This is a genomic window from Magnetococcales bacterium (genome assembly GCA_015228815.1).
Classification (GTDB): domain Bacteria; phylum Pseudomonadota; class Magnetococcia; order Magnetococcales; family UBA8363; genus UBA8363.
The window spans coordinates 1-25817 of record JADGCV010000024.1; the positions used below are offsets into that span (position 1 = coordinate 1).

Genomic DNA, 25817 nt, shown 5'->3' on the forward strand with positions numbered 1-25817 from the left:
CGATTGGGCGATCGAGAAGATAAAAACCGCGAAGCTGGAATTGATCGAAACATGGAGCGACAACTTCGTGTTCGCAAGTTCCGTGGACGAGGTATTCGCGTCGTGACACGGGGAATACCAGGGCGCGTTGATAGAGGAAGCGAAGATGATGTCCCTATTTGCACAAGAGATGGTTGCGAAAGGACGACAGGAAGGACGACAGGAAGAAGCCGCTTCCATGCTTCTGAAACTGATGCATCGCAAGTTTGGTCAAACGCCCGATTGGGCGATCGAGAAGATAAAAACCGCGAAGCTGGAATTGATCGAAACATGGAGCGACAACTTCGTGTTCGCAAATTCCGTGGACGACGTATTCGCATCGTGATACGGACCATTGGATAATTAAACCGCAACCAGCTTGGGATACATAATTTTCAAACGTCATTCCCTGCCACGGCGGGAATCCAAAATGTTGATCGGTCGCGTTGAATTGAAGGATTCCCGCAATAGCAGGAAATGACGGAAACGACGCATCTCATGCTGGTTGCGGTTTAAATTTTAAAAAAATCGGAATATTTTCCTCCCCAGAAGTCAAATCTTGTGGAAAATTTTTCGTATGACAATTCCCACGCAAAGCGACTCGGTATGAAAAACAAGACTGAAACCTCATGGAGATGATCTTTTGAGCATGAATCATTGCCCAATGATCATAATAAATACTGTCATCAACACGCCCTAGGGCATCATGTCCGAATTGTTTTCAAGCATCCTCAAACGGTTGGGCAATCCTCAGATCAGCGGTCTGATTCTGGCGATGGTCCTTGCGGTGGGCGGCATTCTTTTTTTCGGCAAGGCCCTGGCCCCCTATCTGACCGCCCTGATTCTCGCCTATCTCCTGGAAGGGATGATTCGGGCGCTGATCCGAATCCGTGTGCCCCGTCTGATCGCGGTCCTTCTTGTCTTCAGTCTGTTTTTTTTCGTCCTCATTCTTCTGCTCTTCGGATTGCTGCCGACCCTGGTCCGTGAACTGCTCCGCATCTCCCAGGAAATTCCCCACATCACGCAAACCCTCAAACAATTGACTCTGCGCGTCAGCGAATCGGTCTCGGGATGGGGCGATTCGGCGTTTGCGGAAAACATTCTTCTCGGACTCGTCGAACGCGCCCAGGAATTGGCCGGGGATTCGATCACCTTCCTGTTGCAGGGATTGCCGGGAGTCATTTCCGTCGTCGTCTATCTGGTACTTGTCCCTTTTCTGGTGTTTTTCTTCATGAAGGACAAGGATCTTTTATTATTTTCATTCTCGCGGTACATGCCAAAAAATCGCGATCTGATCAAAAGGGTCCTTGTCGATGTCGATACGGCGGTAGGCGGATATGTCCGGGGAAAATTCTGGGAATTATTGCTCCTTGGGACATCAAGCTATGCGGCATTCCTCATGATCGACTTCAAATATGCACTGCTGGTCGGGTTGCTGACCGGTTTTTCGGTATTGATTCCGATTCTGGGGCTGGCGGTGGTTGCGGTACCGGTGGCAGTGCTGGGCATCTTTCAATGGGGGTTGTCGCTGGAAGCGCTCAACCCCCTGATCATCTATGGCATCCTGCAACTGGTCGATGGCAACATACTGGCGCCGATGATCCTTGGCGAAACGGTCAAGATTCATCCCACGACCATCATGCTTGCCGTTTTATTTTTTGGTTCGCTCTGGGGATTGGCAGGAGTTTTTTTCGCGGTTCCCTTGTGGGTGTTGCTCAAAAGTGTCGTGGATGCGATTCTCTTTTCCGAGGAGGGCAGCAGCCTTGTCCGATGACCCGATCCTGATGGACGGCGTTGGCACCTGGGAGACCTCCCAGGCGGGACATATTCTGGATCAAATTTTTTCATCCGGACATCCCGCAGACCGGGTGTTGGATCGTTTCTTTCGCGAACATCGCCTGGGCCCTGGAGAACGGGGCCGAATCGGGACGATGGTCTATCAGGTGTTGCGCCATCGTGATTTTCTTTCGGCGCAATTAAACCACCATTTTCCCCGATCGACTCATGGTTGTGCAGCACTGGCGGCGATGGCCGTCGTTTCCATACGCCGCGATGGGAACAAGGATCCCGGTCCCTGGCCAGGGATTCTGGCGACGGAACCTGAATCCAACACCCCATTCCAGGATGATTTTCCTGCCGACACCCTGCCATCGTGGCAACGCCATTCCCTGCCACGATGGATCTGGGACATCTGGATGGCCCGCCATGGCCATGAGGAAACCCAGGCACTGGTTCAGGCGCTCAATAGCCCAGCCCCGGTCGATCTACGGCTGGACCTTCGCCGGATGACCCGAGAAGAACTCCTGTCGCGTCTGGCTGTTCAGGGAATCAAGGGAGAACCGTTGCCGTTTTCCCCCGACGGTTTGCGCCTTCATGGACGTCCCTCCGTGACCTCTCTGCCGGAGTTCGGCCAGGGACTCCTTGAAATCCAGGACGAGGGGAGCCAGTTGATCGGACATGTGGTCGGAGTTCGACCCGGAATGACGGTCGTCGATTTTTGTGCCGGGGCAGGGGGCAAATCGTTGCATTTGGCTGTATTGATGAACGACCGGGGTCGAATCTGGGCTACCGATTCCGATCCATCCCGACTCAACCGCATGAAACCGCGTCTGAAGCGCTGGAGATTAAAATCAATCCGGCCCCTGGCATTGCGTCATGAAGGGGACCCGGCCTTGAAAAAACTCCAGGGAAGCGCCGATCGCGTCCTGGTAGACGCCCCATGCAGCGCCTCGGGCACCCTGCGCCGCAACCCGGAAATCAAGTGGCGTCTCACTCCGGAACTTTTGGAAAATTTCCACCTGCGCCAATGTGCCATCCTTCAGGCAGCGGCCCGATTGACCGCCCCGCAGGGACGACTGGTCTATGCCACCTGTTCCCTGATGCCCCGGGAAAACGAGGATGTCGTCGAGGAATTTTTGTTCGAAAACAAGAATTTTCGGCTGCTGCCCCACAGCACAATTTCCATGCCCGAGTCATTGCGGGGGTTGCTACCGCCCTCACCTTTTCTTATTCTTTTACCGCATCGAACGCGAACCGACGGCTTTTTCGCCGCCATACTCGAACGCACATATTGATCAGGAATCACCACTCATGCCCACCATTCGAACAGCACTCATCAGCGTCACCGACAAAAACGGCCTGGACCGTTTTGCCCGGGAATTGACCTCCATGGGGGTCCGTATCCTGTCCACGGGAGGAACCGCCCGTTTCCTCAAGGAACATGGAATCGCCGTCACCGACGTTTCCGAGCATACCGGATTTCCCGAAATGCTGGATGGCCGCGTCAAGACGTTGCATCCAAAGATCCACGGTGGTTTGCTGGGGATTCGCGGCAATGGCGATCATGAGGCGCAGATGTCGGCCCACAGCATCGACGCCATCGACATGCTGGTGGTCAACCTGTATCCCTTCGAGCAGACGGTGACGGCGGCGGATTGCACCCTGGAACGGGCAATCGAAAACATCGACATCGGCGGCCCGGCCATGTTGCGCTCGGCGGCCAAGAATCATGCCGGGGTCACCGTCATTACCGACCCGGTGGATTATGACGTCATTCTGGCGGAAATGCATTCCCACGATCGTTCGGTCACCGCGGCCACCCGATTCAGACTTGCCAAAAAGGTATTTGCCCGAACCGCCGCCTACGACGCCGCCATTGCCAACTGGCTGTCGGCACTGGACGAAAAAAACGTACCGCAACCTTTTCCGGATGTCGTGACCGTTCAATTTCATAAGCGCCAGGAGATGCGCTATGGTGAAAATCCACACCAGCGAGCCGCCTTCTACGAGGAACGGCCCGTGGTGGACGATATCGGCATTTCCCAGGCCCGGTCATTGCAGGGCAAGGAACTTTCCTTCAACAACATCAACGATGCCAATGGCGCCTTCGAATTGGTTCGGGAATTCGAAGAAGCGGCGGTCGTGGTGGTCAAGCACACCAATCCCTGCGGCGTCGCCCTGGATGACGATCTGTTGTCCGCCTATCGTCGGGCCCGCGATACCGACCCTGTTTCAGCCTTCGGTGGCATCATCGCCTGCAACCGCGGCGTGACCGGCGCACTGGCGCGGGAAATCGCCAAAACCTTTGTCGAGGCGGTGATTGCCCCGGGATTCGATCCCGAAGCCCGCGCGGTATTGGCGGAAAAGACCAACCTGAGGTTGCTGGAACTCCCCCCCCTCGATGGAAACACGGCGCGAATTTCTCGATTTCATCCTGGATTGTTGGATATGAAACGGGTCCGTGGTGGCATGTTGCTTCAGGAGGGAGATCGTCATGTCCTGAGAAGAGAGGATTTGAAGACAGTCACCCGAAGAGCACCCAGTGAACGCGAATTGACAGACCTTCTTTTCGCCTGGAAGGTGGCCAAACATGTCAAATCCAACGCCATCGTCTATGCACGGGAACGAACCACCGTCGGAGTTGGCGCGGGGCAGATGAGTCGGGTCGATTCCTCGCGGATTGCCGTATGGAAGGCACGGGAGACACGGCAAACGTTGAAACGGCAGGAAGATTTTCTGATCGGATCGGTCATGGCCTCCGATGCCTTTTTTCCCTTCCGCGACGGCATCGATGCGGCAGCGGAGGCAGGGGCGACGGCGATCATTCAACCTGGGGGATCGATTCGCGACCAGGAGGTGATCGATGCCGCCAACGAGGCGGACATGGCGATGGTTTTCACGGGAGTTCGTCATTTCAAACACTGATCATCAGTCATTCCCATGCGCAGAAAACAGCGCACGGAACAATCAAAAACAAAATCAAAATCTTGGGGCTCTGCCCCAAACCTCGCCGGGAAGGGGAGACCCCTTCCCGGACCCATCCTTGATCATGTTTCTCAACTCCCGCACCAAACGCTCGCGAACCTCCCCCCAATCGCCCAACCGGGTCTGCCGAAAAAGACGCATCGATTGATACCAAAACGTCGTTCTCCCTTCCGGTCCCCACCGCCAATCGGGAACCAATGGCAACAACACCCAAACCGGACAACCCATGGCGCCCGCCAGATGCGCCACCGCCGTATCGACCGTCACCACCAGGTCCAACGTCTGAATGATCCGCGCCGTCGCCGCGAAATCGCTCAGTTCCGGGGTTTCCATATTCCAACCCATACGCTCGATTTCACGCCGCCCCTCCCCTTCCTGAAGGGAAACCCAATCGAAAAATTCAAGATTCAGCACAGGTTCAAACCAGGCAAGGTCAAGGCTGCGATTGTGATCGTTGCGATGGGTCGGACGCCCGCGCCATACCAATCCCACCCGCAAACGCCCTCCCCGCCGCCGACCCGGATCGATCCAGGAAAATTCCGGCAAATACCCACGGCCATCCGAAAAAGAATCCATTGAAAGACGCAATACCGCCGGCAAAGACATCAGGGACACATGGACATGAAATTCAGGTCTCGGTTCCTCCCCCTGCCACAACAAACCCACCCCCGGAGCGGTACGCAGCAAGGGAACCAAAGGACCCGTACAAAGGAAAACGATACCACCCACCCGCCGGGCCGCCAGGGGAAGAAAGCGGATGAAGTGGATGGTGTCGCCGTAGCCTTGTTCCGGATAGACCAGAAGGACCGACTCCTGCATGTCCTCTCCCGTCCACAAGGAAGAGGACAACGAAGGAAGCGCCGCACCATGATCCGGATCGCGCAACCGCCATTCGTAGGCGGGAAAACCGATCGTGAAATACCCGAGAAACAGCAACAACAAAGCCCGGTGATGCTGCGCCCGGGCATTGTTGGGATCCAAGGCCACTGCCCGTTCGACCGCCTCCAGTCCTGCGGGATAGCGGCCCAGACGCCACAAGGCGACGGCGCGGTTGTTGTGACATCGGGAATCATTGGGCAACCAGGTACACGCGGCTTCGAAATCACTCAGAGCCGCCCCATCATTACCCAACTCCAGAAAAAAAATTCCCCGCTCCAGGCACACCGCTCCATCATCGGGAAAACGATCCAAATGCCGGTCCGCCAAGACCATCGCCTCATCGCGCCGCCCCAGACGCCACAGAAGGACCAACCGCAACCGCAACAAACCCCTGTGATCCACATCCCATCGCAACCCGCGCTCCACTGTCATCAGCGCCTGATCCAGCCGATTGAGCGGCAAAAGCGCCGTCGCCAGATGCTCATAGGCCGCCCCATCCCCAGGAGTCCGTTGCACCACCAAGGCAAACATGCCAGCCGCCTCGGCCCATCGTTGCAGGCCATGCAACGACTGTCCACGAAGTTTAACCGCCATCAACCCGGGATCCCCCCGGGAAAACATTGGCTCCAGAAACGCGAGCGCCTCGGCATAACGACCGGCACCATTCAAGGCCAAAATACGATGCCAAATGGAATCGGCATGGCCCGAAGCGATCTCCTGCCCGACATCCCACGTCATGACATTTTCTCCCCTGCATTCACATCCTTTATTTTTCCGAGCATCTCCCGTCCCAGATCGGTCAAGGATCCAAGCCGGCATTGATGATCACAGCTCGAACGAACCTGCCAATCGACCCACCCCCTTGTTTCACTCCATGCCATCCAGGCTCGCCGGGGATCGCCATCATCCAGATCTTCGAGAACAAAGTTTTTTTTCCCCCCGGAAAAGGCCGCGACAAGGGAAGCCAACAGACGAATTTCATCATCATTGACCTGATCCATTGGAAAATTCCTCGTGATGGGTTCTCAACGAGCCTGGGATCGGATTATGATACTCCAGATACACGCACTTCCATCCACCAATCCCCGAGCATGCCCCATGAATCCCGATCCCCCAGGCAAGGATATTCATTCGCTTCAGGAAGCACTGAACGATTTTGCCCACCGCCGAGGTTGGCGACAGTTTCATACCCCCAAAAACCTGGCCATGGCCTTGAGTGTGGAGGTTGCTGAAATTCTGGAACTTTTTCAATGGATCAACGCTGAAGAACCCCAGCCTCTCACTGCGGAAAAGGAACAGTCGCTCAGGGAAGAAATCGGCGATGTGATGATCTATCTCACCATGTTGGCCTCCCGCTTCGACATCGATCCCGTTGCCGCCGCCTGGGACAAGATGGCCCTCAACGAAAAAAAGTATCCCGCCAACCAGGTTTACGGAAAATCCTTGAAATACGATGAATATTAAATCATTCAACACCTTCAGACATAACATCCGTCTGTTTACCGGTCAACCTGAATTGCACAGTGGTCCCCTGGAAATGATTCAGGCCAATGTCGGTCTGCAATGCAATCTGGAATGCCGCCATTGTCATGTTGCCGCCTCGCCACGACGAACCGAACGGATGGAATGGCCGGTGATGGCGGAAATCATTGATCTGGCCAGGCGTTCCGGCTGCACCTTCATCGACATCACCGGCGGCGCCCCCGAACTCAATCCCCATCTTCCCCGTCTGATCGATGCCCTCGTCGCCGAAGGAATCCATGTTTCGGTGCGCACCAATCTGTCGGTCCATCTTGAACCGGGAATGGAACCAATCGCCCCCTTTTTCCGGGATCGAAAAGTAACCCTGACCGGGTCGATGCCCTGCTATCTGGAACACAACGTCGATCGACAACGCGGTACGGGGACCTTCCAAAAAGCGATCCAGGTGCTGCGACGACTCAACGATCTGGGTTTTGGTCATGATGGGGAACTGGCGCTCAATCTGGTCTACAATCCCCTGGGGGCGCATCTGCCACCCGATCCCGGCACACTGGAAATGGACTACCACCGTGAGCTTCTGCAACGCCATGGCATCGTTTTCACACGCCTGCTGACGATCACCAACATGCCGATCGGTCGCTTTCGTTCCGACCTGGCCCGTCAGGGAAATGAAGCATCCTACTGGAAACTCTTGTCTGAATCCTTCAATCCTGCCACATTGAACGGGTTGATGTGTCGCAACCAAATCAGTGTCGCCTGGGATGGAACCCTTTTCGATTGCGATTTCAATCTGGCGCTGAAAAAGCCGGCCCGTCTTCCCGTAACGCCGCATATCCAGGGACTCGACCCCACACTGCTGAATCAGCGCCCGATCGTCATTGATGATCATTGTCTGGCCTGCACAGCGGGACGTGGTTCTTCCTGTGCCGGCACCCTGGTCGCATGAAAGAGACTTCCTGAAAGACACCCTCCCATGACCTCGCAACGCCTTCATCAGATGCAAATCATCTTTTCCCAGATCGCGGATCGCCTGATGCTGCGCATCAACACCCAGGATCGGCAAGAGTTTCGTTTCTGGCTGACCCGGCGTTTTGTCAAAAGGTTGTGGCCGGGACTGGCCCAGGCCCTGGCACGCCAGGTTCGTCCCGAGGCCTCTCACAGTCCCCAGGCGCGAGCCGCCCTGATGGACCTCATGCATCAAAACGCCATTTCCCAGACTGATTTCAATACGCGCTTCGACAACCAGACCCAGACGATACCGACAGGTCCCGAACCCATCCTTGTCGCCAAGGCACGCCTGACCCCCCTGAAATCAGGGGCCGTCGTTCTTCTCCTGCAACCGGAAACGGGACAAGGGGTCGAATTGGTGCTTGATGCCGGTCTGTTGCACGCCCTGACCAAGCTGTTTCAGGACACCCTGCCACAAACCGATTGGGATTTAAGTCTGCAACTCGGAAAACAAACCGGAGACATGTCGGCGGAAATTTCCTCGTCCGAAGAGAGTCCATGGAAATTTCATTGAGGGGTGAACCCGGCTACAAAACCTTCATGCGCAAGTCAGGGGAAACGGCTGACCCCCCCCCGGTACGGTCTGACGCCTGTCAGGGTCCAATGAAATGAACGATGTGTCAATTGCCTTGCGAATAAAACCGGAAATTATAAAGTTCAATATCGAAGAGTATCATTGAAAGGAAAAACAGGTCGAATGGAGGATTCGGGACTCCAGAAGGGAGAAATCTTTGACAATGGCGATTGATTTGGCTTTGACGCATCGCATTGTGAAGATGTGTCACATATCTGTCATCATCACCTGTTTGAATCCCATGTTCTGGCGAAACAATTTTCTCACTTGGGAAAACCCACCCTTTTTCATCAAGACTTCCGAGCCACTGGAACCCGGGCCTTTGCAAATCATCCCCACATAATTTGAACATGAATGAGTGAAGGACCTGCAAAGCACAATCCAGAGCCAGAAATTCATTGGCATATATGACGCGACGGGGAAACATACCCTCGCCACCATGCTCCAGGCCCTGCGACGAGGTGCGCAACATGATCCCTTCGTGAAGGAAAGCCCCGGCGACGGCTGCTGCAATCTTGTGCCGGTCCAAACGTTTTCTGTCCCCGTTCGCAGGCTGCATGCGATCTTTCATATGTTGATGCATGCTGAGAAATGTCTCGGCAACCTTCCGTCCAATGACTGTTTTGTCATCTTCAAGCTGTAACGCCTTACCGCATGCATGCAGAATCGAATCAACCGCATGAACAAAATTTAAATTCCAATATTTGATAAACCAATCTTTTGGATTCTTCGATGACTCTGTTTCCAGCATGATGAACACATCCTGGTTATTTTCAGATGGAACAGAAACACGACAAGGGCCGCAAAAACAAGCAGACGAAGGTCATTCCACCAATGTTTTCTTGGATAAGAGGGCCATGTACGAAACTGCGCGTCCGGGGCTTGAATCGGAACGACCCGCGATCTGTTCGCGGAATGCCTCAGGAGTCAAAAAGGATTTTGACACGTCGTGGAGGAACATCATGCATATCGATTTCGGAGTTGCCGAAGAAAAGTTCCTGCCTGTAGAACTGCTCCAGAGTGATTTTCTCATCCCAGTAACTTCCGGAACAGTCGGAAATCGTTTCTGTCTCTGGACCTGATCTTTTCAGTTCTTCGCTCATGGTTGCATGTTCTTTTCACATGGCTTCGAGGAAGCATGTCGAAGCAGAGATGAATGGTTAATCTTGACAGGAGACGCAGGTCACCCTTCATATGATCATATATGGCGATCCAAACCGATTTCCAAGGGGAAAAAAATTATTTGCAAAAATTAAATAAGTTTGTTGATTTCTTTAAAATAATATTTTATTATTTACGGTCAAAAAAATCAACAATTGGTATCTGAAAAGCAGAACTATACTAATATAAATCGTCCATACAAACTCAGATTATTTCTTGCTGCCGATCTTCAAAACTCTACAGCATTGAAATATCGCCACGGGCATGGCTTGCCGATTTTCCGATCAACAACATGAAAATTTCCACCCCCGTGGGACCATTGAATCTCACACCCGGTTCCAGTCTCTCCTGGGACAAAAACAATGAAATCATTGATTTTATCGGCCCATCCATGGATGTCGGATTTCGTCTGGGCCCTCTGGCTTCCAGCCGCAAGTTTGTTTTATCCGTCGAGGTCCTTTGGGCCTTGTTGGAGGAAGATCAAACTTCGGACGACTTCAGATTCTACATGGACGGGCATGTGCCACTCAAAGGAGTTCGAGGTGGCGAACCCTATCCGGTATTTTGGCTTGACCTTGCAACCGAACCTCCTGCGGAGGATTCCTGGACCGGTCTAAAACCAATACCCCATGCTGATTGCAATAAAATAAATGATTTATGCCAGAGATTCATCGGCATGGACGATAATCTTTATCTACGTCCCTTTTTCAAGGATGAAAACATCCCGGAAAAATTCCTTGATCTTATTTATCGCCAGTCGGAATTATAAACAATACGCCTCCCTCCGATAAAGCATGACTCGCAAGAAATATGCCATTTTTTGCAGATCAGGCTTCAGAAACCCCCTTCCCGAACCCACCCGCAATGGCCCTGCACTACCTCCCGGGAAACCGGCCACGACTTGAAAAACCCGTCAATCCATGCCGTGATGCAACCCGCAATCCCCGAATTTCGATAATCTCTTCAGGGAGTTCCCGCAAAAAACGGGAGGGGAGTGCCGGTTCGTTGCGGTTGTAGGTATAACGTTGCCGCGCATGGCTTAGATAAAGGCGCTCCTTGGCCCGGGTCATGCCGACATAGGCCAGACGGCGTTCCTCCTCCACTCCGGCGGGATTTTCATCGAGGGCCAGTTTGTGCGGCAACAGACCCTCTTCCATGCCGACAAGGAACACAACCGGAAATTCCAGACCCTTGGCCGCATGCAGCGTCGAAATCACGACACCATCGACCACAGTCCTTGATTCATCGGCAGGGTCGGCATCCAACACCACCCGTTCCAAAAACCCCGTCAGATCGGTCTCATGACTTAATAATTTCATCAATTCTTCAATATTTTCCAGTTTTTCCGCACCGCGTTCTCCCGTCCGCGCAAACTCCTGATAGCCACTCTCGGTCAAGAGAAATTGAAGGACTTCTCCGGGCATCCATCCCGCATCCAGATGCCTGGTCGCCTGCTCGATCAAGGCGACGAAGGCGGCCAGAGGGGCCATCGCCCCCTTGGCCATCCGGTTTTCGGCAACCACCAGACGCGCCCCGGCAAAAAAACTCCCATCGATCTCCTGGGCGCTATCGAAGATGATCGCCAACGCCTTTTCCCCCAGTTTCCTTTTGGGCGTATTGATGATCCGTTCAAACGCCAGATCGTCCAAATGGGAATAGGCCAAACGCAGATACGCCACGGCATCCTTGATTTCGGCCCGCTCCATGAACTTTAATCCACCCACGACCCGATAGGGAAGACGATGGTGGTTCAGGGCCTCCTCGATGAGTCGCGTCTGATGGGCCGCCCGCACCAATACCGCCACCCGACCAAGAGAACCCACCCCCCCGAGTATCCGCCCGATTTCCGAGGCGACAAAACGGGCCTCGTCCATACCATCCTCGGCAACATAGCGGACAATCCTGGATCCAACTGGACCATCGGTCCAAAGGGTTTTGCCCATCCGGCCATTGTTGTGATCGATCAGTTGACTCGCCGCCTTGAGAATGTTGCCGGTGGAACGATAATTCTGTTCCAGCCGAATCATCTGCGTGTTTGGAAAATCATTCTCAAAATCAAGAATGTTTCCGATGCGCGCCCCACGCCAACTGTAGATCGATTGGTCATCGTCGCCCACGACGCACAGATTGCCATGATGGCTGGCCAGGGCGCGCATCCAATCGTATTGAACCTTGTTGGTATCCTGATATTCATCCACCAGGACATGCCGAAACGAATAACGATAACGATCGAGGCACTCGGGATACTGTTGCCACAGTTTGAGACATTGAACCAGAAGATCACCAAAATCCATGCAGTTGGACTTTCGCAATTCATCCTGATAACGGATGAAGATCCCGGTGACCCGAACCAGATCCTGGGAATATCTGATATGTTCCTCGGTAATGTCCGTGGGACTCAATCCCGCATCCTTCCAGCGGGAAAAGGTGTTGCCCAGGCGTTTCGGTGTCCAGTAGGTGTGCTCAAATTCCAACTCCTCGGTCAGTCGGCGGATCAACCGCTCCTGATCGGCGGCATCAAGAATCAGAAAATTGCTGGTATACCCGATCCGTTCGGCATTCTGCCTGAGAATGCGGGCGCCCATGCCGTGAAAGGTACCAATCCACAAGCGTTTGCTCCATTCATCATCCCTCTGGATCAATTGCACCACCCGATCACGCATTTCCCGGGCGGCTTTGTTGGTAAAAGTGACCGCCAGGATTTCATGGGGTTCGATCCCCTGCTCCGACAACAGCCAGGCGAGACGCCGGGTCAAGACCCTGGTTTTTCCGGACCCGGCACCCGCCAGGATCATGACCGGGCCATCGGCGGCGGTAACTGCCTGGATCTGGGGAGGATTGAGATTGTCAAGCAGATGCGTGGCCATGAGGTATTCAATCGCGAGGGTTGGTTTGATTGAGAAGGGCCATGTTGTAGGCGCGGATCATGTCCTGATTGGAGAGCAATCCGATCACCTGGCCGGGATCATCGGAAGCAACGACAGTGAGTTGTTCGATATTGTTGGCCTCGAACCGGAGCAAGGCATCGTACAAATTTTCGTTGGGTTTGATGGTGACGGGATCGGACAGGGGAATATCCCTGAGCAGGGCCAGATCGTCGAACCATCCCTCTTCGAAGGCGACCTTGCGAATGTCCTGGAAGGAGACGATCCCCTTGAAACGGCCCGCGGCATCGACAACGACAAAGCAATCATTATGAGACCGACGCAACTTGTCCTTGAACTGGCGCATGTTTCTCGTTTCGAGGACTGTTTCGAAATCCTTGCGCATGATGGAGCCGACGGAAATGTTGCGCAACAGATTGGCCTCGCGTCCCTGACGCAGATCGATCTTTTTTCGTTTCAAGGTTTTGGTATAGACCGATTCGCGATAAATCTGATTGATCAGAAGGGTGGCGACGATGGAAGCGACCATGAGGGCCAGCATGATACGATAATCGCCGGTCAATTCGAACAGGATCAGGATGCAGGCGATCGGCGCTCCCAGCACCGAGGCGGCCATGGCCCCCATACCCACCAGGGTATAGGCCCCGGGACCCGCGGAAATCGCCGGAAAAAGCGAATGGGCGATGGTGCCGAAACTCCCCCCGACCATGGCGCCGAGAAACAGGCTGGGGGTGAAGACGCCACCAGTGAAACCACTCCCGAGGGCGACGGAGGTGGCGATGATCTTGGCAACGATGAGGGCGACCATGGTGATTCCCGCGATCTCTTCGAGAAGGGCGTGGTTCATGACATCATAACCGACCCCCATGATCTCGGGAAAAACCAGGGCGATCAATCCAATGCCGAAACCACCGACGATCGGTTTGAGATAGATCGGGATTCGCAGACGGGCAAACTGGTCCTCCATCTTGAAAAGGGTCGTCATGAACAGGATCCCCGTAAGCCCGCAGACCAGCCCCAACCCGACATAGGCGGGAATTTCCCAGGCGGAGACGAGGGTATAGTTGGGAACGATGAAGGCGGGAAAATCGCCCAGATGCATGCGGGCGATGACGGTGGCAATGACCGAAGAAAGGACGATCGGTGAAAAAGTCGCCAATCCATAATCGGCGAGAATCACTTCAAGGGCGAACATGACTCCGGCGATGGGGGCATTGAAGGATGCGGCAATCCCGGCAGCGGCGCCACAGCCGACGATGGTGCGCATGTGGTTGTTGGACATCGGCAACAGCGAGCCAAACCAGGAAGCCAGGGTGGCGCCCAGATGCACCACAGGACCTTCGCGACCGACCGAACCGCCACAGCCGATGGAAAGAGAACAGGAAAGCATTTTTCCCAGTCCTTCGCGCATGCCCAGCTTCCCGCCACGCATCGCCACCGCCGACATCACTTCCGGAACGCCGTCACCGCGCGAAGCGGGAAAGAAAAAATGGATCATCGGACCAATGATCGCCCCGCCCACCACCGGCATCGCCAAAACCTGCCACCAGGGCAAACCACGCACGATCTCGACAACATTTTCATGCCCGCTCTGCATGAAGACAAACTGAAATGTTTCGATCAACAATCGAAAAAGAATGGCGCCATACCCCACCATAAGCCCAATGGCCACCGCCACCATGGAAAGGACGATGTGTTCGTTGATTCCCAGCCTTTGGATGAATTGGGGCATGAATGCGTTCAAGTTTTTGCAAGTGGCTGTCGATAAGAACCCTGTCGGAAAACGATACTAGACCGGTCTCTCCCTCCCGACAAGCGGGAGTACACGTGACTGGCCAGAAAATTATAAAAGAAAATCCTTCAGGAGGGGTGATCATGGTTATCGATGGCGCGGGACAATTGGCGTTACTGTCCTATCTTGATGCAAAAAGAAACCAGGATTCCGCCCGGAAGTCGGATATGGGTCTCGTCCGGGCCGATTCCGTCGATTTTTCCGCCGCTGCCCTGGCTCAGGCGGTGGGAACCCAACAGACGGTCGCGATGCCGCAACTGCTGGTCAACGAAGAGGTCGTCCGCTGGAACATGGCACGCATCTTCATGGACACCCTCTTCGGCGATTCGGCGGACGGGGAAGAAAACAAACAAGACGAATCGGTCGAAACGATGGTTACGGAGGCATCTTTCGACGCTCTGCTGGAAGAGGCAAGCAGGGATGTGGAAAACGGTCGGGTTTGATCTCCCTGCCGGGGTGATCGTCTGGGAAATTATTGAAAGAAAAAAGGGGTCTGGGGGATTGCCCCCAGACCCCTTTTTTCTTTTAATAATTTTTTATTTTCCGGGACATGCATATGGCAGAGCAGCAAAAGAACATTCTGATCACGGGATGTTCTTCAGGGATCGGCCACGCGAGCGCGATCGCATTGAAACAACGCGGCTGGCGCGTTTTCGCCACCGCCCGCAAACCTCACGATGTGGAACGGTTGCGCGGCGAAGGATTCGAATCATGGCCGCTTGACCTCGATGATTCAAATTCGATCGAATACGCCCTGGCACGAATCCTCGACACCAGTCAAGGACGTCTCGATGCCCTGTTCAATAATGGCGCCTACGGTCAACCAGGCGCCATGGAAGACCTGTCACGCGACGCCCTGCGCCGCCAATTCGAAACCAACCTGTTCGGAACCCACGAACTGACCCGCCAGGTTCTGCCAGTGATGCGCCGCCAGGGAAACGGACGAATCCTGCAAAACAGTTCCATCCTTGGCTTCGTCGCCCTCCCCCACCGCGGCGCCTACGTCGCTACCAAGTTCGCCCTGGAAGGGATGACCCAGGCAATGCGTCTGGAAATGCGCGGCACAGGCATCCACTTCATCCTGATTCAACCCGGTCCCATCAATACCCCGTTTCGCGACAACGCCCGGCAGGCCTTCCTCGAACACGTCCGCACCGAATCAAGTCACCACTTGAAAAAATACGAACGCTGGCTCACGGAGCACCAAAGAAACCAATCCTCCGGTGGCATTTTCTCCCGCCCTCCTGAAGCGGTGGTCGCCAAAGTCATCCACGCCCTCGAAAGTCGCCACCCCCGTCTCCGTTACGGAGTCACCGTCCCCACCCACATCGCAGCCCTGCTGCGCCGGGCTCTGCCCTTCACCCTGCTGGAACGATTGCTGGCCCGGGGATGACCGTTCTCAAGCCCTTCCAGCCTGCTCTTTCTTGATCAACCGCTCGCCAAGCCTTTGCATGTTGCCCATGGAAAGAAGATGGGCATAGACCCAGCTCAATTCGCCGGAACGAAACAATTCCAGAGCCTTGTTTTTCTCCAGTTGCAGCAGCTTGTTTTCATCGACGCCCAGCAACCCCCCCATGTGCAGCTTCTGACCGCCCGGCAGTTGCGCCTGGGCGTTCAAGTCGGTAAAAAGATCAAGGTCCCGCAAACGGTTGACGAAAACCTCGGTGCGGCGGTATTGCCCCTGGTAATCCTGAAGAAATTTGATGGCACTGTTGAGAAAATCGGTAGGTTCTCCCGCATCGTCGAAAAGCCTGCGCCCCTCCTTTTGGTCAAAGCCGGCAAACGTTTCATCGATGCACACCGTCTTCTGGCCATCATCCGTTCCCGATCCGGCCAGAATGAACGGATAACGGCGGATGAACGCAGGGACATAATGGGCATCCCAACGATTTTCGCCATCGACATAAAGGTTTTCATCATTGCGCAACCCCAGAAGCGCCACCGGAATCACCAAGTCCCCCGCCCGCGTGAAAACGATGCAATATTCCTTGGCGGCGTGAACAAACTCCACCCCGGCCAACATCACCGAATTGGTCACGCGGCTGAAGCCATAAAGATTGTCCGCCGGACGAATGGCAAGGGTCCGGTGCCGGTCCTTGTTGAGGGGAACCGGACGTTCATAAAAAAGAAGTTGTGCCATGCCGCATCACCTTCCAGGTTTCATTTGAGTTTTGACAGATTCGCACTGTCGATGATGGCTGGTGTCTTGTCCAGCAAATCCTTGAGAAACTGGGCACGCAACGTTTCCATCCGTTGTTTTTTCAATCCCGCCACCAAAACCGGCTTGGCCTCCTCCAACGACCGGACCGAGGCCGGCTTGCTTTCGATGAGTTTGATGATGTGCAACCCCTGCGGGCTTTGAACCGGTCCCTTGATTTCTCCCGCCTTCATGGTTTCAACCACCTTTCCCACCTCCGGGACCATCTGGTTCATGGGAATCCATCCCATGTCCCCACCATCCTGGGCACTCTCGGAATGTTGCGAATGTTCCCGGGCCAAGGCGGCAAAATCGGCATTGGCCTTTTTCGCCTTGTTGAACAGATCGTTCATCTTTTCGGTAGTGGCCTTGTTGGCCTTCTCGTCTGTGGTCAGAGGAAGAAAAATCTGCGCCAGGTGCGCCTGGGACGGAACCTGGAAATGGGCCTGATTTTTCTCATAGGCATCCTTGATCATCGCCTCGTCGGGAAATTGTTCTTCCGGACGCGACCGGGAATTGAGATAGAGTTCCAGCAAGGTGTTCTCGCCGGCCCGCTCCATGGCCCATTGCACCTGAGGTTGCTTGTCGAATCCGGTGGTGTTGGCCTGTTGCAGAATGAACTTCTTGAACAATTCCTCGCGAATGGTCTGTTCCAGAAGCTGCGGATTGGTCAGGACCCGGGTTCTGGCCCGGGCATCGCTGTTGGCAAACAACCGGTTCAATTCCGAAGTGTACAGTTTGACCCCCCCCATCGAGGCAATGACGGTTTCCCCGGAAACGGCGTTCCCCTTCCGGCCCGGGTCCTCCTTGGCCAGCACCCCCTGGGACAACAACAGCATTCCCGTGAAAACAACCCATCCCCATCCCACCGCATATTTTTTCATCCCGGCAAACGGCATGGCCGCAACTCCTTTTTCATTTTCATCGACAGACATCGACAGACATGAAGCAAAACGAACCCCAGGCGTCCAAGGCATGAAACGACAACGTACAATAATTCATGGGTTGCGTGCAATTTTCTGTTGCACCAACAGATTCGATTCCCCCCCGTTCTGGTTCGAAAACTCCCGATTGAGAAGTTCCATGCCATCGGGGTTGAAAACGATGGGGTTTTCCTCCGACCAGCGGGCAAGATTTCGTTTCAGATTTTCCGCAGTCTGCCTCTGCCTCAGGGTTCGACGCAACGATTCGGCCATTTCGGCAAAACTTTTCTGTCCTTCGACTGCCTCGGCCACCTTCTGGACGATATGATACCCCCGTTCCGTCTCCAGGGGACCGATGACCGCATCATTTTCCACGTCTTTCAAACCATTTTTGAACGCCTGGGGCAACGTGGCGAAATTTTTCCATCCCATATCCCCTCCCTGGGCCGCGGTTTCGGGATCCATCGACAGTTTTCGTGCCAGGGAAGGAAAATCGGCGCGATTTTTCCGCGCCATGGCGAACAACGCCGCGCTCTTAACCCGCGCCGCCTCGGAATTGCCGCCAAATGGAACAAAAATCTGCCGCAGATGGACCCGCCGCACCGTTTTGCTACGTTCCAACCCCTCCCGATAGGTCCGCTGCAAGGTTGCCTCGTCGGGAAAGTGGACCTGGGGCGTGGTGATGGCGGACAGATACTGACCGCGCAGCGATTCCTCCTCCGCCTGTTGCATCCGACGCAACGCCCCCGACCGGATCATCGTTTCATCCTCGATGGCCAGGGTTTCAAGATATTTCCGCGTGACCTCCCAACGAATCCGCCAGCCCAGGGCCTCCTCGTCGGCCAGAAGGCGACTCCGGGTCCCTTTCGGCAATCGATCGAGCCAGGCCTTCAACTCCCCCGCTTCAAGTACGACGCCACCCATCGACGCCACCTTCTCACCCGATTCCACCCCCGTCAACCGCACGGGTGGCAATTCCTTGACATCTTCCGCCGGTTCCGCCCCCGTCATCGAAAGCTGACTCGGAGTGGTCGTCAAACATCCGGTCAACAAGACCGGAATCATCATGGCCAATACCTTGAAACCACAACGGTGACGGTAATTCATGGTCTGATCCCTCGCAAAGCGGGCTGGCTTTCATCCGTTCCCCTCGATTCCTCCCGCACCGTGATGCAGCCCTCTATTCACCACCTCATTGAAGAGACGCACCAACGGCACTTCCCAAGACCAAGCAATAAAATTGCCGAATCGATCGGAACCCTCCCATTTTCCATCGCGACGTGGAATTCTCGTCATTCCTCATTTTTTCCTTGCACACACAGGGTACGGAGGGATATAAAAGAAATTTTTTAACGCTAATAGAATCGGGTTCGGTCGCCACGGTCCAAAACCACTCGGAGAACGAAGGATTTCGCTTCCCAGAGGCTCATGAACGTATATTGTGGGAAAATAGCGATTTTTCCCCGGACGGGATGCTCAGGATTTCAGACAGGTTCCCATGATCAAGATGCCACATGTCATTCCCAGTTACTCCCGCTTCCCCGTCACCTTCGTCCGCGGCGAAGGGGTCGTCCTCTGGGATGACGAAGGAAAAACCTATCTTGATTTTCTCTCCGGCATTGGCGTCAACAACCTCGGACATTGCCATCCAAAGGTTGTGGCGGCGATCCGTGAACAGGCGGGGCGATTGATTCACACCTGCAACCTGTACCGCATCCCCCTTCAGGAAGAGTTGGCCAAGGCGCTCACCGACTCCTGTTTCGCCGAGCAGGTCTTCTTCTGCAACAGCGGCGCCGAGGCCAACGAAGCAGCCATCAAACTGGCGCGCAAAACCATGTACGAGCGCAAGCAGAGCCATCGTCATGAAATCATCACCGCCAACAACGGCTTTCACGGTCGCACCCTGGCGACTCTGACCGCCACTGCCCAGGACAAGGTACAAAAAGGGTTCGCCCCTCTCCCCGCCGGATTCAAATATGTTCCGTACAACAATCCCCAGGCGGTGGAACAAGCGGTGGGAGAAAATACCGCCGCCATCATGGTCGAGCCCATCCAGGGGGAATCGGGGATCGTCATCCCGGACGTGGATTATCTCCCGGCCCTGCGCGACATCGCCGATCGCCACGATCTTCTTTTGATCTACGACGAAGTTCAGACCGGCATGGGACGGACCGGTCGGTTCTGGTGTCATCAGCACGAGCAGGCGGCGCCCGACATCATGACCTCGGCCAAGGCCCTGGCCTCAGGCATTCCGATGGGCGCCTGTCTGACCACGGCCAAGGTGGCCAGCGCCTTCAGTCCCGGATCCCATGGCTCGACCTTCGGTGGCAATCCCCTGGCCTGTGCCTCCGCCCTGGCGACGGTTTCGGTGATCAATGGGGATGGCTTTCTCGACGCGGTTGCCGAAAAGGGGGCCTACCTTCTGGACGGTCTGAAAAAAATTGCCGCCAACCATAAAATGGTCATCGATGTTCGCGGTCGTGGTCTGATGGCTGGAATCCAACTCAACTCGCCCGCCGAGGAAACGGTCAGCATCTGCCTGTCGCGAGGGCTTCTGGTCAGTTGTCAGATGGGCACCATCATCCGCATGTTGCCGCCCCTCATCGTCGAAAAAGAAGAAATCGACAAGGCCCTGGCCATCTTCGGTGGCGTATTGAATGACCTGTTCTGATCATGAACTCCATAACCTTGAAAAAACGTGATCTTCTTTCCCTGATGGACCTGGACCTGTCGGAAATCCAGCGTCTGTTCACGCGGGCGTCCGAACTCAAGGAATCCCTCGCCAGGGGTGACACAACCCGGACGCTGGAAGGGCGAACCCTGGGAATGTTGTTCGAAAAGCCCTCGACCCGGACGCGGGTCTCCTTCGAGGTGGGGATGTATCAACTGGGGGGGCATGCCTTGTTTCTCTCCTCCAAGGAAATCCAGTTGGGCCGCGGCGAAACCATCTCCGACAGCGCCCGAGTCCTGTCACGTTATCTCGATGCCCTGATGATTCGCACGTTCGCCCATGAAAATGCGGTCACGCTGGCCCGATTCGCCACGGTTCCAGTCATCAATGGATTGTCCGATCATTTTCATCCCTGTCAGATTCTGACTGACATTTTCACCTATCAGGAAAAACGGGGCTCCCTGGAAGGACGCAAGGTGGCGTTTGTCGGCGACGGCAACAACATGGCCCATTCCTGGATCCTTGCCAGCGTCAAGATGGGGTGTCATCTGACCCTGGCCTGCCCGATCAACTACGATCCCGATCCTGTGGTCTTGAGCATGGCCCAGGGGCAAACCAAAACCACGGGGATCGGATCGATCTCCTTGACACGCGATCCCAGGGAAGCGGTGGCGGATGCCGACCTGGTGGTCACCGACACCTGGATTTCGATGGGACAGGAGCAGGAACGCCAACGTCGGTTGCGGGCGTTTGCCGGTTTTCAGGTCGATCGAACATTGATGCGTCTGGCGAAAAAAGATGTCCTGTTCATGCATTGCCTGCCGGCGCATCGTGACGAGGAGGTCTCCTCGGAGGTGCTGGACGGAGAACATTCGGTGGTGTGGGATGAGGCGGAAAACCGGTTGCATGTGCAGAAGGCCATCCTCGAATGGCTGATCCTCAGACGTTTTTAAAAATATTAAGGATGGGTCCGGGAAGGGGTTTCCCCTTCCCGGTGGGGTTTGGGGCAACGCCCCAAGGTTTTGGTTTTTCCACACCTCCGCCGCCCCCGGACCCCCGCAATCGTTTACGGAGACGGACATGACGGAACGGGTAAAAAAAGTCGTTCTCGCCTATTCGGGTGGACTGGACACCTCCATCATCCTCAAATGGCTTCAAGACACCTACCAGTGCGAAGTCGTCACCTTTTCCGCCGACCTGGGGCAGGGAGAAGAGCTTGAGGAAGCACGCGCCAAGGCCAAACAGTTTGGCGTCCGCGAAATTTTCGTCGAAGACCTCAAGGAAGAGTTTGTCCGTGATTTTGTATTCCCGATGTATCGAGCCAACGCCCTGTATGAAGGGGTGTACCATCTGGGAACCTCGATCGCCCGTCCCCTGATCGCCAAGCGCCAGATTGAAATCGCCAACCTTACCCAGGCGGATGCCGTTTCCCATGGCGCCACCGGCAAGGGAAACGACCAGGTCCGGTTCGAACTGGGCTATTACGCCCTGAAACCCAATATTCGCGTCATCGCTCCCTGGCGCGAATGGAACCTGACCTCGCGGGAAAAACTTGTCGCCTACGCCGAAACCCACGGCATTCCCGTCCCCCGTGGCAAAAAGGGAGAAGCCCCCTACTCCATGGACCGCAACCTGCTCCATCTTTCCTTCGAGGGAAAAATTCTCGAAGATCCCTGGCGGGAACCCGATGAAGACATGTTTGTCCTGTCCGTCTCTCCGGAAAAAGCCCCCGACAAGGCAACTTATGTCGAACTTGAATTCATCAAGGGCGACTTGGCGGCCATCGATGGAGAAAAGATGTCCCCCGCCCAACTTCTGACCCGCCTCAACCAGCTGGGAGGAAGCAACGGCATCGGACGCCTGGATCTGGTGGAAAACCGCTATGTCGGCATGAAATCGCGTGGTGTCTACGAGACCCCGGGAGGAACCATTCTCGGCATTGCCCACCGGGCGATGGAATCGCTGACCCTGGATCGTGAAGTCGCCCATCTCAAGGATGAACTGGCGCCACGCTACGCCGCCCTGATCTACAACGGTTACTGGTTTTCTCCCGAGCGCCAGATGATCCAGACCATGGTGGATGCCTCCCAGGTTGCGGTCAACGGTGTCGTGCGGCTGAAACTGTACAAAGGCAACGTCACCGTCGTCGGTCGCAAATCGGAAGCAAGCCTGTTCGATCCCACCATCGCCACCTTCGAGGAAGACCAGGGGGCCTATCACCAGGCGGACGCCCACGGGTTTATCAAACTCAACGCCTTAAGAATGCGCATTGCCGCCAATCTGAGGAATCGCGCATGACCCGACCCGCCGGCGGCAAACTCTGGGGTGGCCGTTTTCGTGAACCCACCAATGCCTTCGTCGAACGGTTCACGGCATCGATTCACTATGACCAAAGGCTCTTTCGTGAGGATATCCGGGCCTCCTCGGTCCATTGCCGCATGCTGGCACGGCAGGGAATCATCGCTCCCGAGGAGGCGGAACAGATTCTTTCGGGCCTGGAACGGGTCCGGGGTGAAATCGAGGCCGGAACGATGTCCTTCCGCACCGAGCTTGAAGACATTCACATGCATGTCGAAAGCCGCCTCAAGGAATTGATCGGCCCGGTCGCCGGCAAGCTGCATACGGCACGTTCCCGCAATGATCAGGTGGCCACCGACCTCAGGCTCTATCTGCGCGGCGAGGTCGATGAACTGATCGCCGCCCTTGGCGCCGTGCGTCACAGCCTGCTGGACCTTGCCAAAATTCATGTCGAAACCCTGCTTCCCGGGTTTACCCACCTGCAAAACGCCCAACCGGTAAGCCTTGCCCATCATCTGCTCGCCTACTTTGAAATGTTCACCCGCGATCGGGAACGTTTGACCCTTCTGCGACCCCGGGTCAACCAGTTGCCCCTGGGTTCGGCGGCCCTGGCGGGAACGCCATTTCCCATTGATCGCGAATGGGTCGCCAGGGAACTGGGTTTTGATGGGGTGTGCCGCAATTCCATGGATGCCGTTTCCGACCGTGATTTTGTCCTTGAAATTGCCTTCACCGGGGCATTGATCATGGGTCACCTGTCACGTTTTTCCGAGGAATTGATCCTCTGGTCATCGACACCGTTCGGTTTCATCGAACTGCCCGATGCCTTCTGTACCGGCTCCTCGATCATGCCCCAGAAGAAAAACCCCGACGTGCCGGAGTTGGTTCGGGGCAAAAGTGGCCGGGTCACGGGACATCTGGTAGGGCTTCTCATGATGATGAAGGGGCTGCCTCTGGCCTACAATCGCGACATGCAGGAAGACAAGGAACCCATATTCGATGTCGTGGACACGGTGGGCGGCTCGTTGCGACTGTTCGCCGACCTGATTCCCGGCATCCAGGTTCGCAAGGAGAAGATGGCCGCCGCCGCCGCCGGAGGCTTCACCACCGCCACCGATTGCGCCGATTATCTGGTCAGGAAAGGGGTCCCCTTTCGCGAGGCGCACGAAATCACGGGAAAAATTGTGCGCCTGTGCGTCGAGGAAAACACGACGCTTTCTTCCCTTTCCCTTGTGGCCATGCAAAACGTGGATCCGCGCATCGGCCCGGATATTCACGAGGTGCTTCGGGTGGAAGCCTCGGTGAACGCCCGTCGTTCCCAGGGAGGCACCGCCTTCGAAACGGTACGCCAAGCCCTGGAAACGGCGGAAACGTTCCTGAATGCCGAAGGAAACCATGCTTTTTCTGGAACAATGGCGCCCAAAAAAGGAAAAGATCATGGGACGACCTGAGTCAAACGCCTTGAGTCCCGAGGAAATACGACGCACTGCGTTGGCCACGTTGCACCACTTTCCCGTCATGGACCAAAAGCGCCTGGACAAAGAATTTGCCGACTTGCGCAAAGAGTGGGACCGCCTCGACCGTCCCCACCCTGCCCCCGACTTCTCATTTGCCGACGTTTCCCACCCTTAAATGACGTTGGAACAAGGTTCTGATGACGCCACGGAAGCGTCTGACGACAGGACTGGACGACCTTGGATCGAGCACTATGAAAATGGGTCGGCGAAAAAGAATGGCAACCCACAGCAACAGATTCTCAAACGCAAGCGGCAACCCAAGTTTGGAAGCAATGGAGCGCACCATGAACAAAATATTCAATTTTTCATTGTTTGCCCGGGTTTCTTCATGAGATTGATGCACCGGTCTGAGGACAGGTGACTCGGTATACCCCGAAACCTGGTCGAGATGATCGGGAAGCAGATCATACTTCCTGGCGACTTCATAAATCTCACTGCCAGGATAGGGGAAGAAGAAAAAACACCGGCCATAATCGGCACGCAATTCCTGATTGAACCGGAAGGTCTCCCGAGCCATCGCATTGGTTTCAAAGGGGAGACCGACAATGTTGAAGGCAAAGGTCTTCAGACCGTATTTTTTCACGATGGCAAAGGCCTTGCGAATCTTGTCGTTGGAATGCTGACGGTTCAACAGATTTTTTCGCAACCATTCGTTCCCCGATTCAATGCCGAATTCAATGGAGGCACAGCCGGAATTTTTCAGGCTTTCGACCACCGGCTCGTTGATGGTTTCGACACGGGCGTTGCAAATATACGGCAGACCAATGGTTTTTTTGTAGACCTCACAAAATTCGACGATCCATTTCTTGTTCAACGTGAAGGTATCATCGGCGAAAAGAATCTGGCGCGTTTCGGGAAAAAGGGCCAGATTGCCCTTGATGATCTCCATGGACCGGGCAATGGAGGGAAACCTGACATAATCCTTTTTGTTGGGATAGGCATCGCGCAGGACATGGTTGCAACAGTAGCTGCACTTGTAGGGACAGCCGCGTCCCAACAACATGGGAAAGGATTCGCCCCCCTCCCTGATGATTTTCTTGAAATCGAACAAGGTATAATCGGGCAGAGCCAGATCGTCGAGCAGCGGCAGTGGGGCTACCGGATTTCTGACGATGCCCCGATCGGTCCTGAAGATCATGCTCGCGGTTGTCGAAGGGTCGTCACCGCGGTCCAGGCGTCCCGCCAGTTCAAGCATCGGCACCTCCCCTTCTCCGATGCAAACGGCATCCACCCGAGGCAACTCCTGAAACAATCCTTCCTTGACGAGCGTTCCGTGAACCCCACCGACAATGGTAAGGGGTTTGTGCTTTCGTTCCAGGGCAAGAAAAGACTGGGCATACCGCAATTGATTGGTGGTGAAGGACAGTCCCAGAAGGTGCGGCCTGCGCGTCTCGATACGCTCGATCGCCCTGGGAATATCCTCCACGGCAATGAGATGATCCAGGGCAACCTGGTGTCCATGCTGTTTCAGATTGCCGATGATATAGGCCAAACCGTGATGAAACGAAGGATAGAAACCCGTCCGTACATCGAAATAGACAATATGAATATCAGCCATGAATCCCTATCCAGTTCAGGAAACCATCCATCCGTGCGGAAGTGGTCGGGCGCGGGTATCGCATGTCACACCGCCCCGATCTTGCCATAA

At 55.1% G+C, this 25817-nt stretch carries 25 protein-coding genes; 15 read left to right on the top strand and 10 right to left on the bottom strand.

The genetic code is table 11. The features are described from left to right. Positions 1 to 145 precede the first annotated feature (145 nt). The 4 genes from HQL76_10975 (at position 146) to purH (ending at position 4722) form a co-directional block, all read left to right on the top strand. Positions 146 to 364 carry a DUF4351 domain-containing protein gene (locus HQL76_10975; GenBank protein ID MBF0109688.1) on the top strand — a complete coding sequence of 73 codons (219 nt, stop codon included), beginning with the start codon at positions 146 to 148 and terminating at the stop codon, positions 362 to 364. A 360-nt stretch (positions 365 to 724) separates the two neighbouring features. Then, positions 725 to 1792 carry an AI-2E family transporter gene (locus HQL76_10980; GenBank protein MBF0109689.1) on the top strand — a complete coding sequence of 356 codons (1068 nt, stop codon included), beginning with the start codon at positions 725 to 727 and terminating at the stop codon, positions 1790 to 1792. Beyond that, positions 1782 to 3092: an RsmB/NOP family class I SAM-dependent RNA methyltransferase gene (locus HQL76_10985; GenBank protein MBF0109690.1), complete on the top strand. Its 1311-nt coding sequence runs from the start codon at positions 1782 to 1784 to the stop codon at positions 3090 to 3092. Before HQL76_10980 ends, HQL76_10985 begins: the two co-directional genes overlap by 11 nt. A gap of 16 nt (positions 3093 to 3108) precedes the next feature. Then, a complete protein-coding gene (gene purH, locus HQL76_10990; GenBank protein MBF0109691.1) occupies positions 3109 to 4722 on the top strand; it encodes a bifunctional phosphoribosylaminoimidazolecarboxamide formyltransferase/IMP cyclohydrolase in 1614 nt (537 codons plus the stop codon). Between the two features lie 54 nt (positions 4723 to 4776). On the opposite strand, the gene HQL76_10995 is transcribed toward purH, so the two are convergent. Together HQL76_10995 and HQL76_11000 are read right to left on the bottom strand one after the other, a co-directional pair. Then, positions 4777 to 6399, bottom strand: coding sequence for a glycosyltransferase family protein (locus HQL76_10995; GenBank protein MBF0109692.1), 1623 nt, complete (start codon positions 6397 to 6399; stop codon positions 4777 to 4779). Next, a complete protein-coding gene (locus HQL76_11000) occupies positions 6396 to 6662 on the bottom strand; it encodes a hypothetical protein (GenBank protein ID MBF0109693.1) in 267 nt (88 codons plus the stop codon). Before HQL76_11000 ends, HQL76_10995 begins: the two co-directional genes overlap by 4 nt. 97 nt (positions 6663 to 6759) lie before the next feature. Between HQL76_11000 and HQL76_11005 the strand changes: the two genes are divergently transcribed. The 3 genes from HQL76_11005 to HQL76_11015 are packed head-to-tail and all read left to right on the top strand — an operon-like array spanning position 6760 to position 8665. After that, complete coding sequence (locus HQL76_11005; GenBank protein MBF0109694.1) at positions 6760 to 7125, top strand: nucleotide pyrophosphohydrolase; 366 nt, start codon at positions 6760 to 6762, stop codon at positions 7123 to 7125. Further along, the gene (gene arsS / locus HQL76_11010; protein ID MBF0109695.1) at positions 7115 to 8089 is read left to right on the top strand and encodes an arsenosugar biosynthesis radical SAM protein ArsS; all 975 of its coding nucleotides are present in this window, start codon (positions 7115 to 7117) and stop codon (positions 8087 to 8089) included. Before HQL76_11005 ends, arsS begins: the two co-directional genes overlap by 11 nt. A gap of 27 nt (positions 8090 to 8116) precedes the next feature. Then, the gene (locus HQL76_11015; GenBank protein MBF0109696.1) at positions 8117 to 8665 is read left to right on the top strand and encodes a hypothetical protein; all 549 of its coding nucleotides are present in this window, start codon (positions 8117 to 8119) and stop codon (positions 8663 to 8665) included. Positions 8666 to 8771: 106 nt separating this feature from the next. Here the strand turns inward: HQL76_11015 and HQL76_11020 are convergent, their stop codons facing one another. Continuing rightward, the gene (locus tag HQL76_11020; protein MBF0109697.1) at positions 8772 to 9476 is read right to left on the bottom strand and encodes a hypothetical protein; all 705 of its coding nucleotides are present in this window, start codon (positions 9474 to 9476) and stop codon (positions 8772 to 8774) included. Positions 9477 to 9645: 169 nt separating this feature from the next. After that, positions 9646 to 9828, bottom strand: coding sequence for a hypothetical protein (locus HQL76_11025; protein MBF0109698.1), 183 nt, complete (start codon positions 9826 to 9828; stop codon positions 9646 to 9648). A 449-nt stretch (positions 9829 to 10277) separates the two neighbouring features. On the opposite strand from HQL76_11025, the gene HQL76_11030 reads away from it, so the two are divergent. After that, positions 10278 to 10655 (top strand): hypothetical protein, encoded by a 378-nt coding sequence (locus HQL76_11030; protein ID MBF0109699.1) that lies wholly within the window; start codon positions 10278 to 10280, stop codon positions 10653 to 10655. Positions 10656 to 10761: 106 nt separating this feature from the next. Here HQL76_11030 and HQL76_11035 read toward each other — a convergent pair whose 3' ends face one another. Continuing rightward, positions 10762 to 12753 carry a UvrD-helicase domain-containing protein gene (locus HQL76_11035; GenBank protein MBF0109700.1) on the bottom strand — a complete coding sequence of 664 codons (1992 nt, stop codon included), beginning with the start codon at positions 12751 to 12753 and terminating at the stop codon, positions 10762 to 10764. A gap of 7 nt (positions 12754 to 12760) precedes the next feature. Continuing rightward, positions 12761 to 14503 (bottom strand): chloride channel protein, encoded by a 1743-nt coding sequence (locus tag HQL76_11040; GenBank protein ID MBF0109701.1) that lies wholly within the window; start codon positions 14501 to 14503, stop codon positions 12761 to 12763. Positions 14504 to 14646: 143 nt separating this feature from the next. Between HQL76_11040 and HQL76_11045 the strand changes: the two genes are divergently transcribed. Both HQL76_11045 and HQL76_11050 read left to right on the top strand, forming a co-directional pair. After that, positions 14647 to 15006 (top strand): hypothetical protein, encoded by a 360-nt coding sequence (locus HQL76_11045; protein MBF0109702.1) that lies wholly within the window; start codon positions 14647 to 14649, stop codon positions 15004 to 15006. A gap of 107 nt (positions 15007 to 15113) precedes the next feature. After that, the gene (locus HQL76_11050) at positions 15114 to 15956 is read left to right on the top strand and encodes an SDR family NAD(P)-dependent oxidoreductase (GenBank protein MBF0109703.1); all 843 of its coding nucleotides are present in this window, start codon (positions 15114 to 15116) and stop codon (positions 15954 to 15956) included. 6 nt (positions 15957 to 15962) lie between these two features. Here HQL76_11050 and HQL76_11055 read toward each other — a convergent pair whose 3' ends face one another. From HQL76_11055 to HQL76_11065, 3 genes are all read right to left on the bottom strand, one after another. Continuing rightward, entirely contained in the window at positions 15963 to 16703 is a 741-nt protein-coding gene (locus tag HQL76_11055) for a SapC family protein (protein MBF0109704.1), read from the bottom strand. A gap of 20 nt (positions 16704 to 16723) precedes the next feature. After that, positions 16724 to 17659 carry a peptidylprolyl isomerase gene (locus tag HQL76_11060; GenBank protein ID MBF0109705.1) on the bottom strand — a complete coding sequence of 312 codons (936 nt, stop codon included), beginning with the start codon at positions 17657 to 17659 and terminating at the stop codon, positions 16724 to 16726. A 99-nt stretch (positions 17660 to 17758) separates the two neighbouring features. Continuing rightward, on the bottom strand, positions 17759 to 18790 hold the full coding sequence (locus HQL76_11065; GenBank protein ID MBF0109706.1) for a peptidylprolyl isomerase: 1032 nt from the start codon (positions 18788 to 18790) through the stop codon (positions 17759 to 17761). A gap of 391 nt (positions 18791 to 19181) precedes the next feature. Between HQL76_11065 and HQL76_11070 the strand changes: the two genes are divergently transcribed. The 5 genes from HQL76_11070 to HQL76_11090 all read left to right on the top strand — a co-directional run bounded on the left by HQL76_11070 (position 19182) and on the right by HQL76_11090 (position 24284). After that, the gene (locus tag HQL76_11070; protein MBF0109707.1) at positions 19182 to 20354 is read left to right on the top strand and encodes an aspartate aminotransferase family protein; all 1173 of its coding nucleotides are present in this window, start codon (positions 19182 to 19184) and stop codon (positions 20352 to 20354) included. Positions 20355 to 20356: 2 nt separating this feature from the next. After that, positions 20357 to 21307 (top strand): ornithine carbamoyltransferase, encoded by a 951-nt coding sequence (gene argF / locus HQL76_11075; GenBank protein ID MBF0109708.1) that lies wholly within the window; start codon positions 20357 to 20359, stop codon positions 21305 to 21307. 127 nt (positions 21308 to 21434) lie between these two features. After that, a complete protein-coding gene (locus HQL76_11080; GenBank protein ID MBF0109709.1) occupies positions 21435 to 22652 on the top strand; it encodes an argininosuccinate synthase in 1218 nt (405 codons plus the stop codon). Further along, complete coding sequence (argH, locus tag HQL76_11085) at positions 22649 to 24103, top strand: argininosuccinate lyase (protein ID MBF0109710.1); 1455 nt, start codon at positions 22649 to 22651, stop codon at positions 24101 to 24103. Before HQL76_11080 ends, argH begins: the two co-directional genes overlap by 4 nt. Continuing rightward, positions 24090 to 24284: a hypothetical protein gene (locus HQL76_11090; GenBank protein MBF0109711.1), complete on the top strand. Its 195-nt coding sequence runs from the start codon at positions 24090 to 24092 to the stop codon at positions 24282 to 24284. Before argH ends, HQL76_11090 begins: the two co-directional genes overlap by 14 nt. Here the strand turns inward: HQL76_11090 and HQL76_11095 are convergent. Beyond that, positions 24258 to 25727 (bottom strand): B12-binding domain-containing radical SAM protein, encoded by a 1470-nt coding sequence (locus tag HQL76_11095; GenBank protein ID MBF0109712.1) that lies wholly within the window; start codon positions 25725 to 25727, stop codon positions 24258 to 24260. The genes HQL76_11090 and HQL76_11095 overlap by 27 nt on opposite strands. Positions 25728 to 25817: the final 90 nt, after the last annotated feature.

Bases quoted from the DNA above. Each gene is read 5' to 3' on its own strand.
- HQL76_11020 (MBF0109697.1), bottom strand. From the start codon at position 9,476: ATGCTGGAAACAGAGTCATCGAAGAATCCAAAAGATTGGTTTATCAAA.
- argH (MBF0109710.1), top strand. From the start codon at position 22,649: ATGACCCGACCCGCCGGCGGCAAACTCTGGGGTGGCCGTTTTCGTGAA.
- purH (MBF0109691.1), top strand. From the start codon at position 3,109: ATGCCCACCATTCGAACAGCACTCATCAGCGTCACCGACAAAAACGGC.
- HQL76_10995 (MBF0109692.1), bottom strand. From the start codon at position 6,399: ATGACGTGGGATGTCGGGCAGGAGATCGCTTCGGGCCATGCCGATTCC.
- HQL76_10980 (MBF0109689.1), top strand. From the start codon at position 725: ATGTCCGAATTGTTTTCAAGCATCCTCAAACGGTTGGGCAATCCTCAG.
- HQL76_11040 (MBF0109701.1), bottom strand. From the start codon at position 14,503: ATGCCCCAATTCATCCAAAGGCTGGGAATCAACGAACACATCGTCCTT.
- HQL76_11070 (MBF0109707.1), top strand. From the start codon at position 19,182: ATGATCAAGATGCCACATGTCATTCCCAGTTACTCCCGCTTCCCCGTC.
- HQL76_11015 (MBF0109696.1), top strand. From the start codon at position 8,117: ATGACCTCGCAACGCCTTCATCAGATGCAAATCATCTTTTCCCAGATC.
- HQL76_11080 (MBF0109709.1), top strand. From the start codon at position 21,435: ATGACGGAACGGGTAAAAAAAGTCGTTCTCGCCTATTCGGGTGGACTG.
- HQL76_11050 (MBF0109703.1), top strand. From the start codon at position 15,114: ATGCATATGGCAGAGCAGCAAAAGAACATTCTGATCACGGGATGTTCT.
- HQL76_11090 (MBF0109711.1), top strand. From the start codon at position 24,090: ATGGGACGACCTGAGTCAAACGCCTTGAGTCCCGAGGAAATACGACGC.
- HQL76_11000 (MBF0109693.1), bottom strand. From the start codon at position 6,662: ATGGATCAGGTCAATGATGATGAAATTCGTCTGTTGGCTTCCCTTGTC.
- HQL76_11065 (MBF0109706.1), bottom strand. From the start codon at position 18,790: ATGAATTACCGTCACCGTTGTGGTTTCAAGGTATTGGCCATGATGATT.
- arsS (MBF0109695.1), top strand. From the start codon at position 7,115: ATGAATATTAAATCATTCAACACCTTCAGACATAACATCCGTCTGTTT.
- HQL76_11045 (MBF0109702.1), top strand. From the start codon at position 14,647: ATGGTTATCGATGGCGCGGGACAATTGGCGTTACTGTCCTATCTTGAT.
- HQL76_11035 (MBF0109700.1), bottom strand. From the start codon at position 12,753: ATGGCCACGCATCTGCTTGACAATCTCAATCCTCCCCAGATCCAGGCA.
- HQL76_11005 (MBF0109694.1), top strand. From the start codon at position 6,760: ATGAATCCCGATCCCCCAGGCAAGGATATTCATTCGCTTCAGGAAGCA.
- HQL76_11030 (MBF0109699.1), top strand. From the start codon at position 10,278: ATGGATGTCGGATTTCGTCTGGGCCCTCTGGCTTCCAGCCGCAAGTTT.
- HQL76_11095 (MBF0109712.1), bottom strand. From the start codon at position 25,727: ATGGCTGATATTCATATTGTCTATTTCGATGTACGGACGGGTTTCTAT.
- argF (MBF0109708.1), top strand. From the start codon at position 20,357: ATGAACTCCATAACCTTGAAAAAACGTGATCTTCTTTCCCTGATGGAC.
- HQL76_11055 (MBF0109704.1), bottom strand. From the start codon at position 16,703: ATGGCACAACTTCTTTTTTATGAACGTCCGGTTCCCCTCAACAAGGAC.
- HQL76_10975 (MBF0109688.1), top strand. From the start codon at position 146: ATGATGTCCCTATTTGCACAAGAGATGGTTGCGAAAGGACGACAGGAA.
- HQL76_11060 (MBF0109705.1), bottom strand. From the start codon at position 17,659: ATGCCGTTTGCCGGGATGAAAAAATATGCGGTGGGATGGGGATGGGTT.
- HQL76_11025 (MBF0109698.1), bottom strand. From the start codon at position 9,828: ATGAGCGAAGAACTGAAAAGATCAGGTCCAGAGACAGAAACGATTTCC.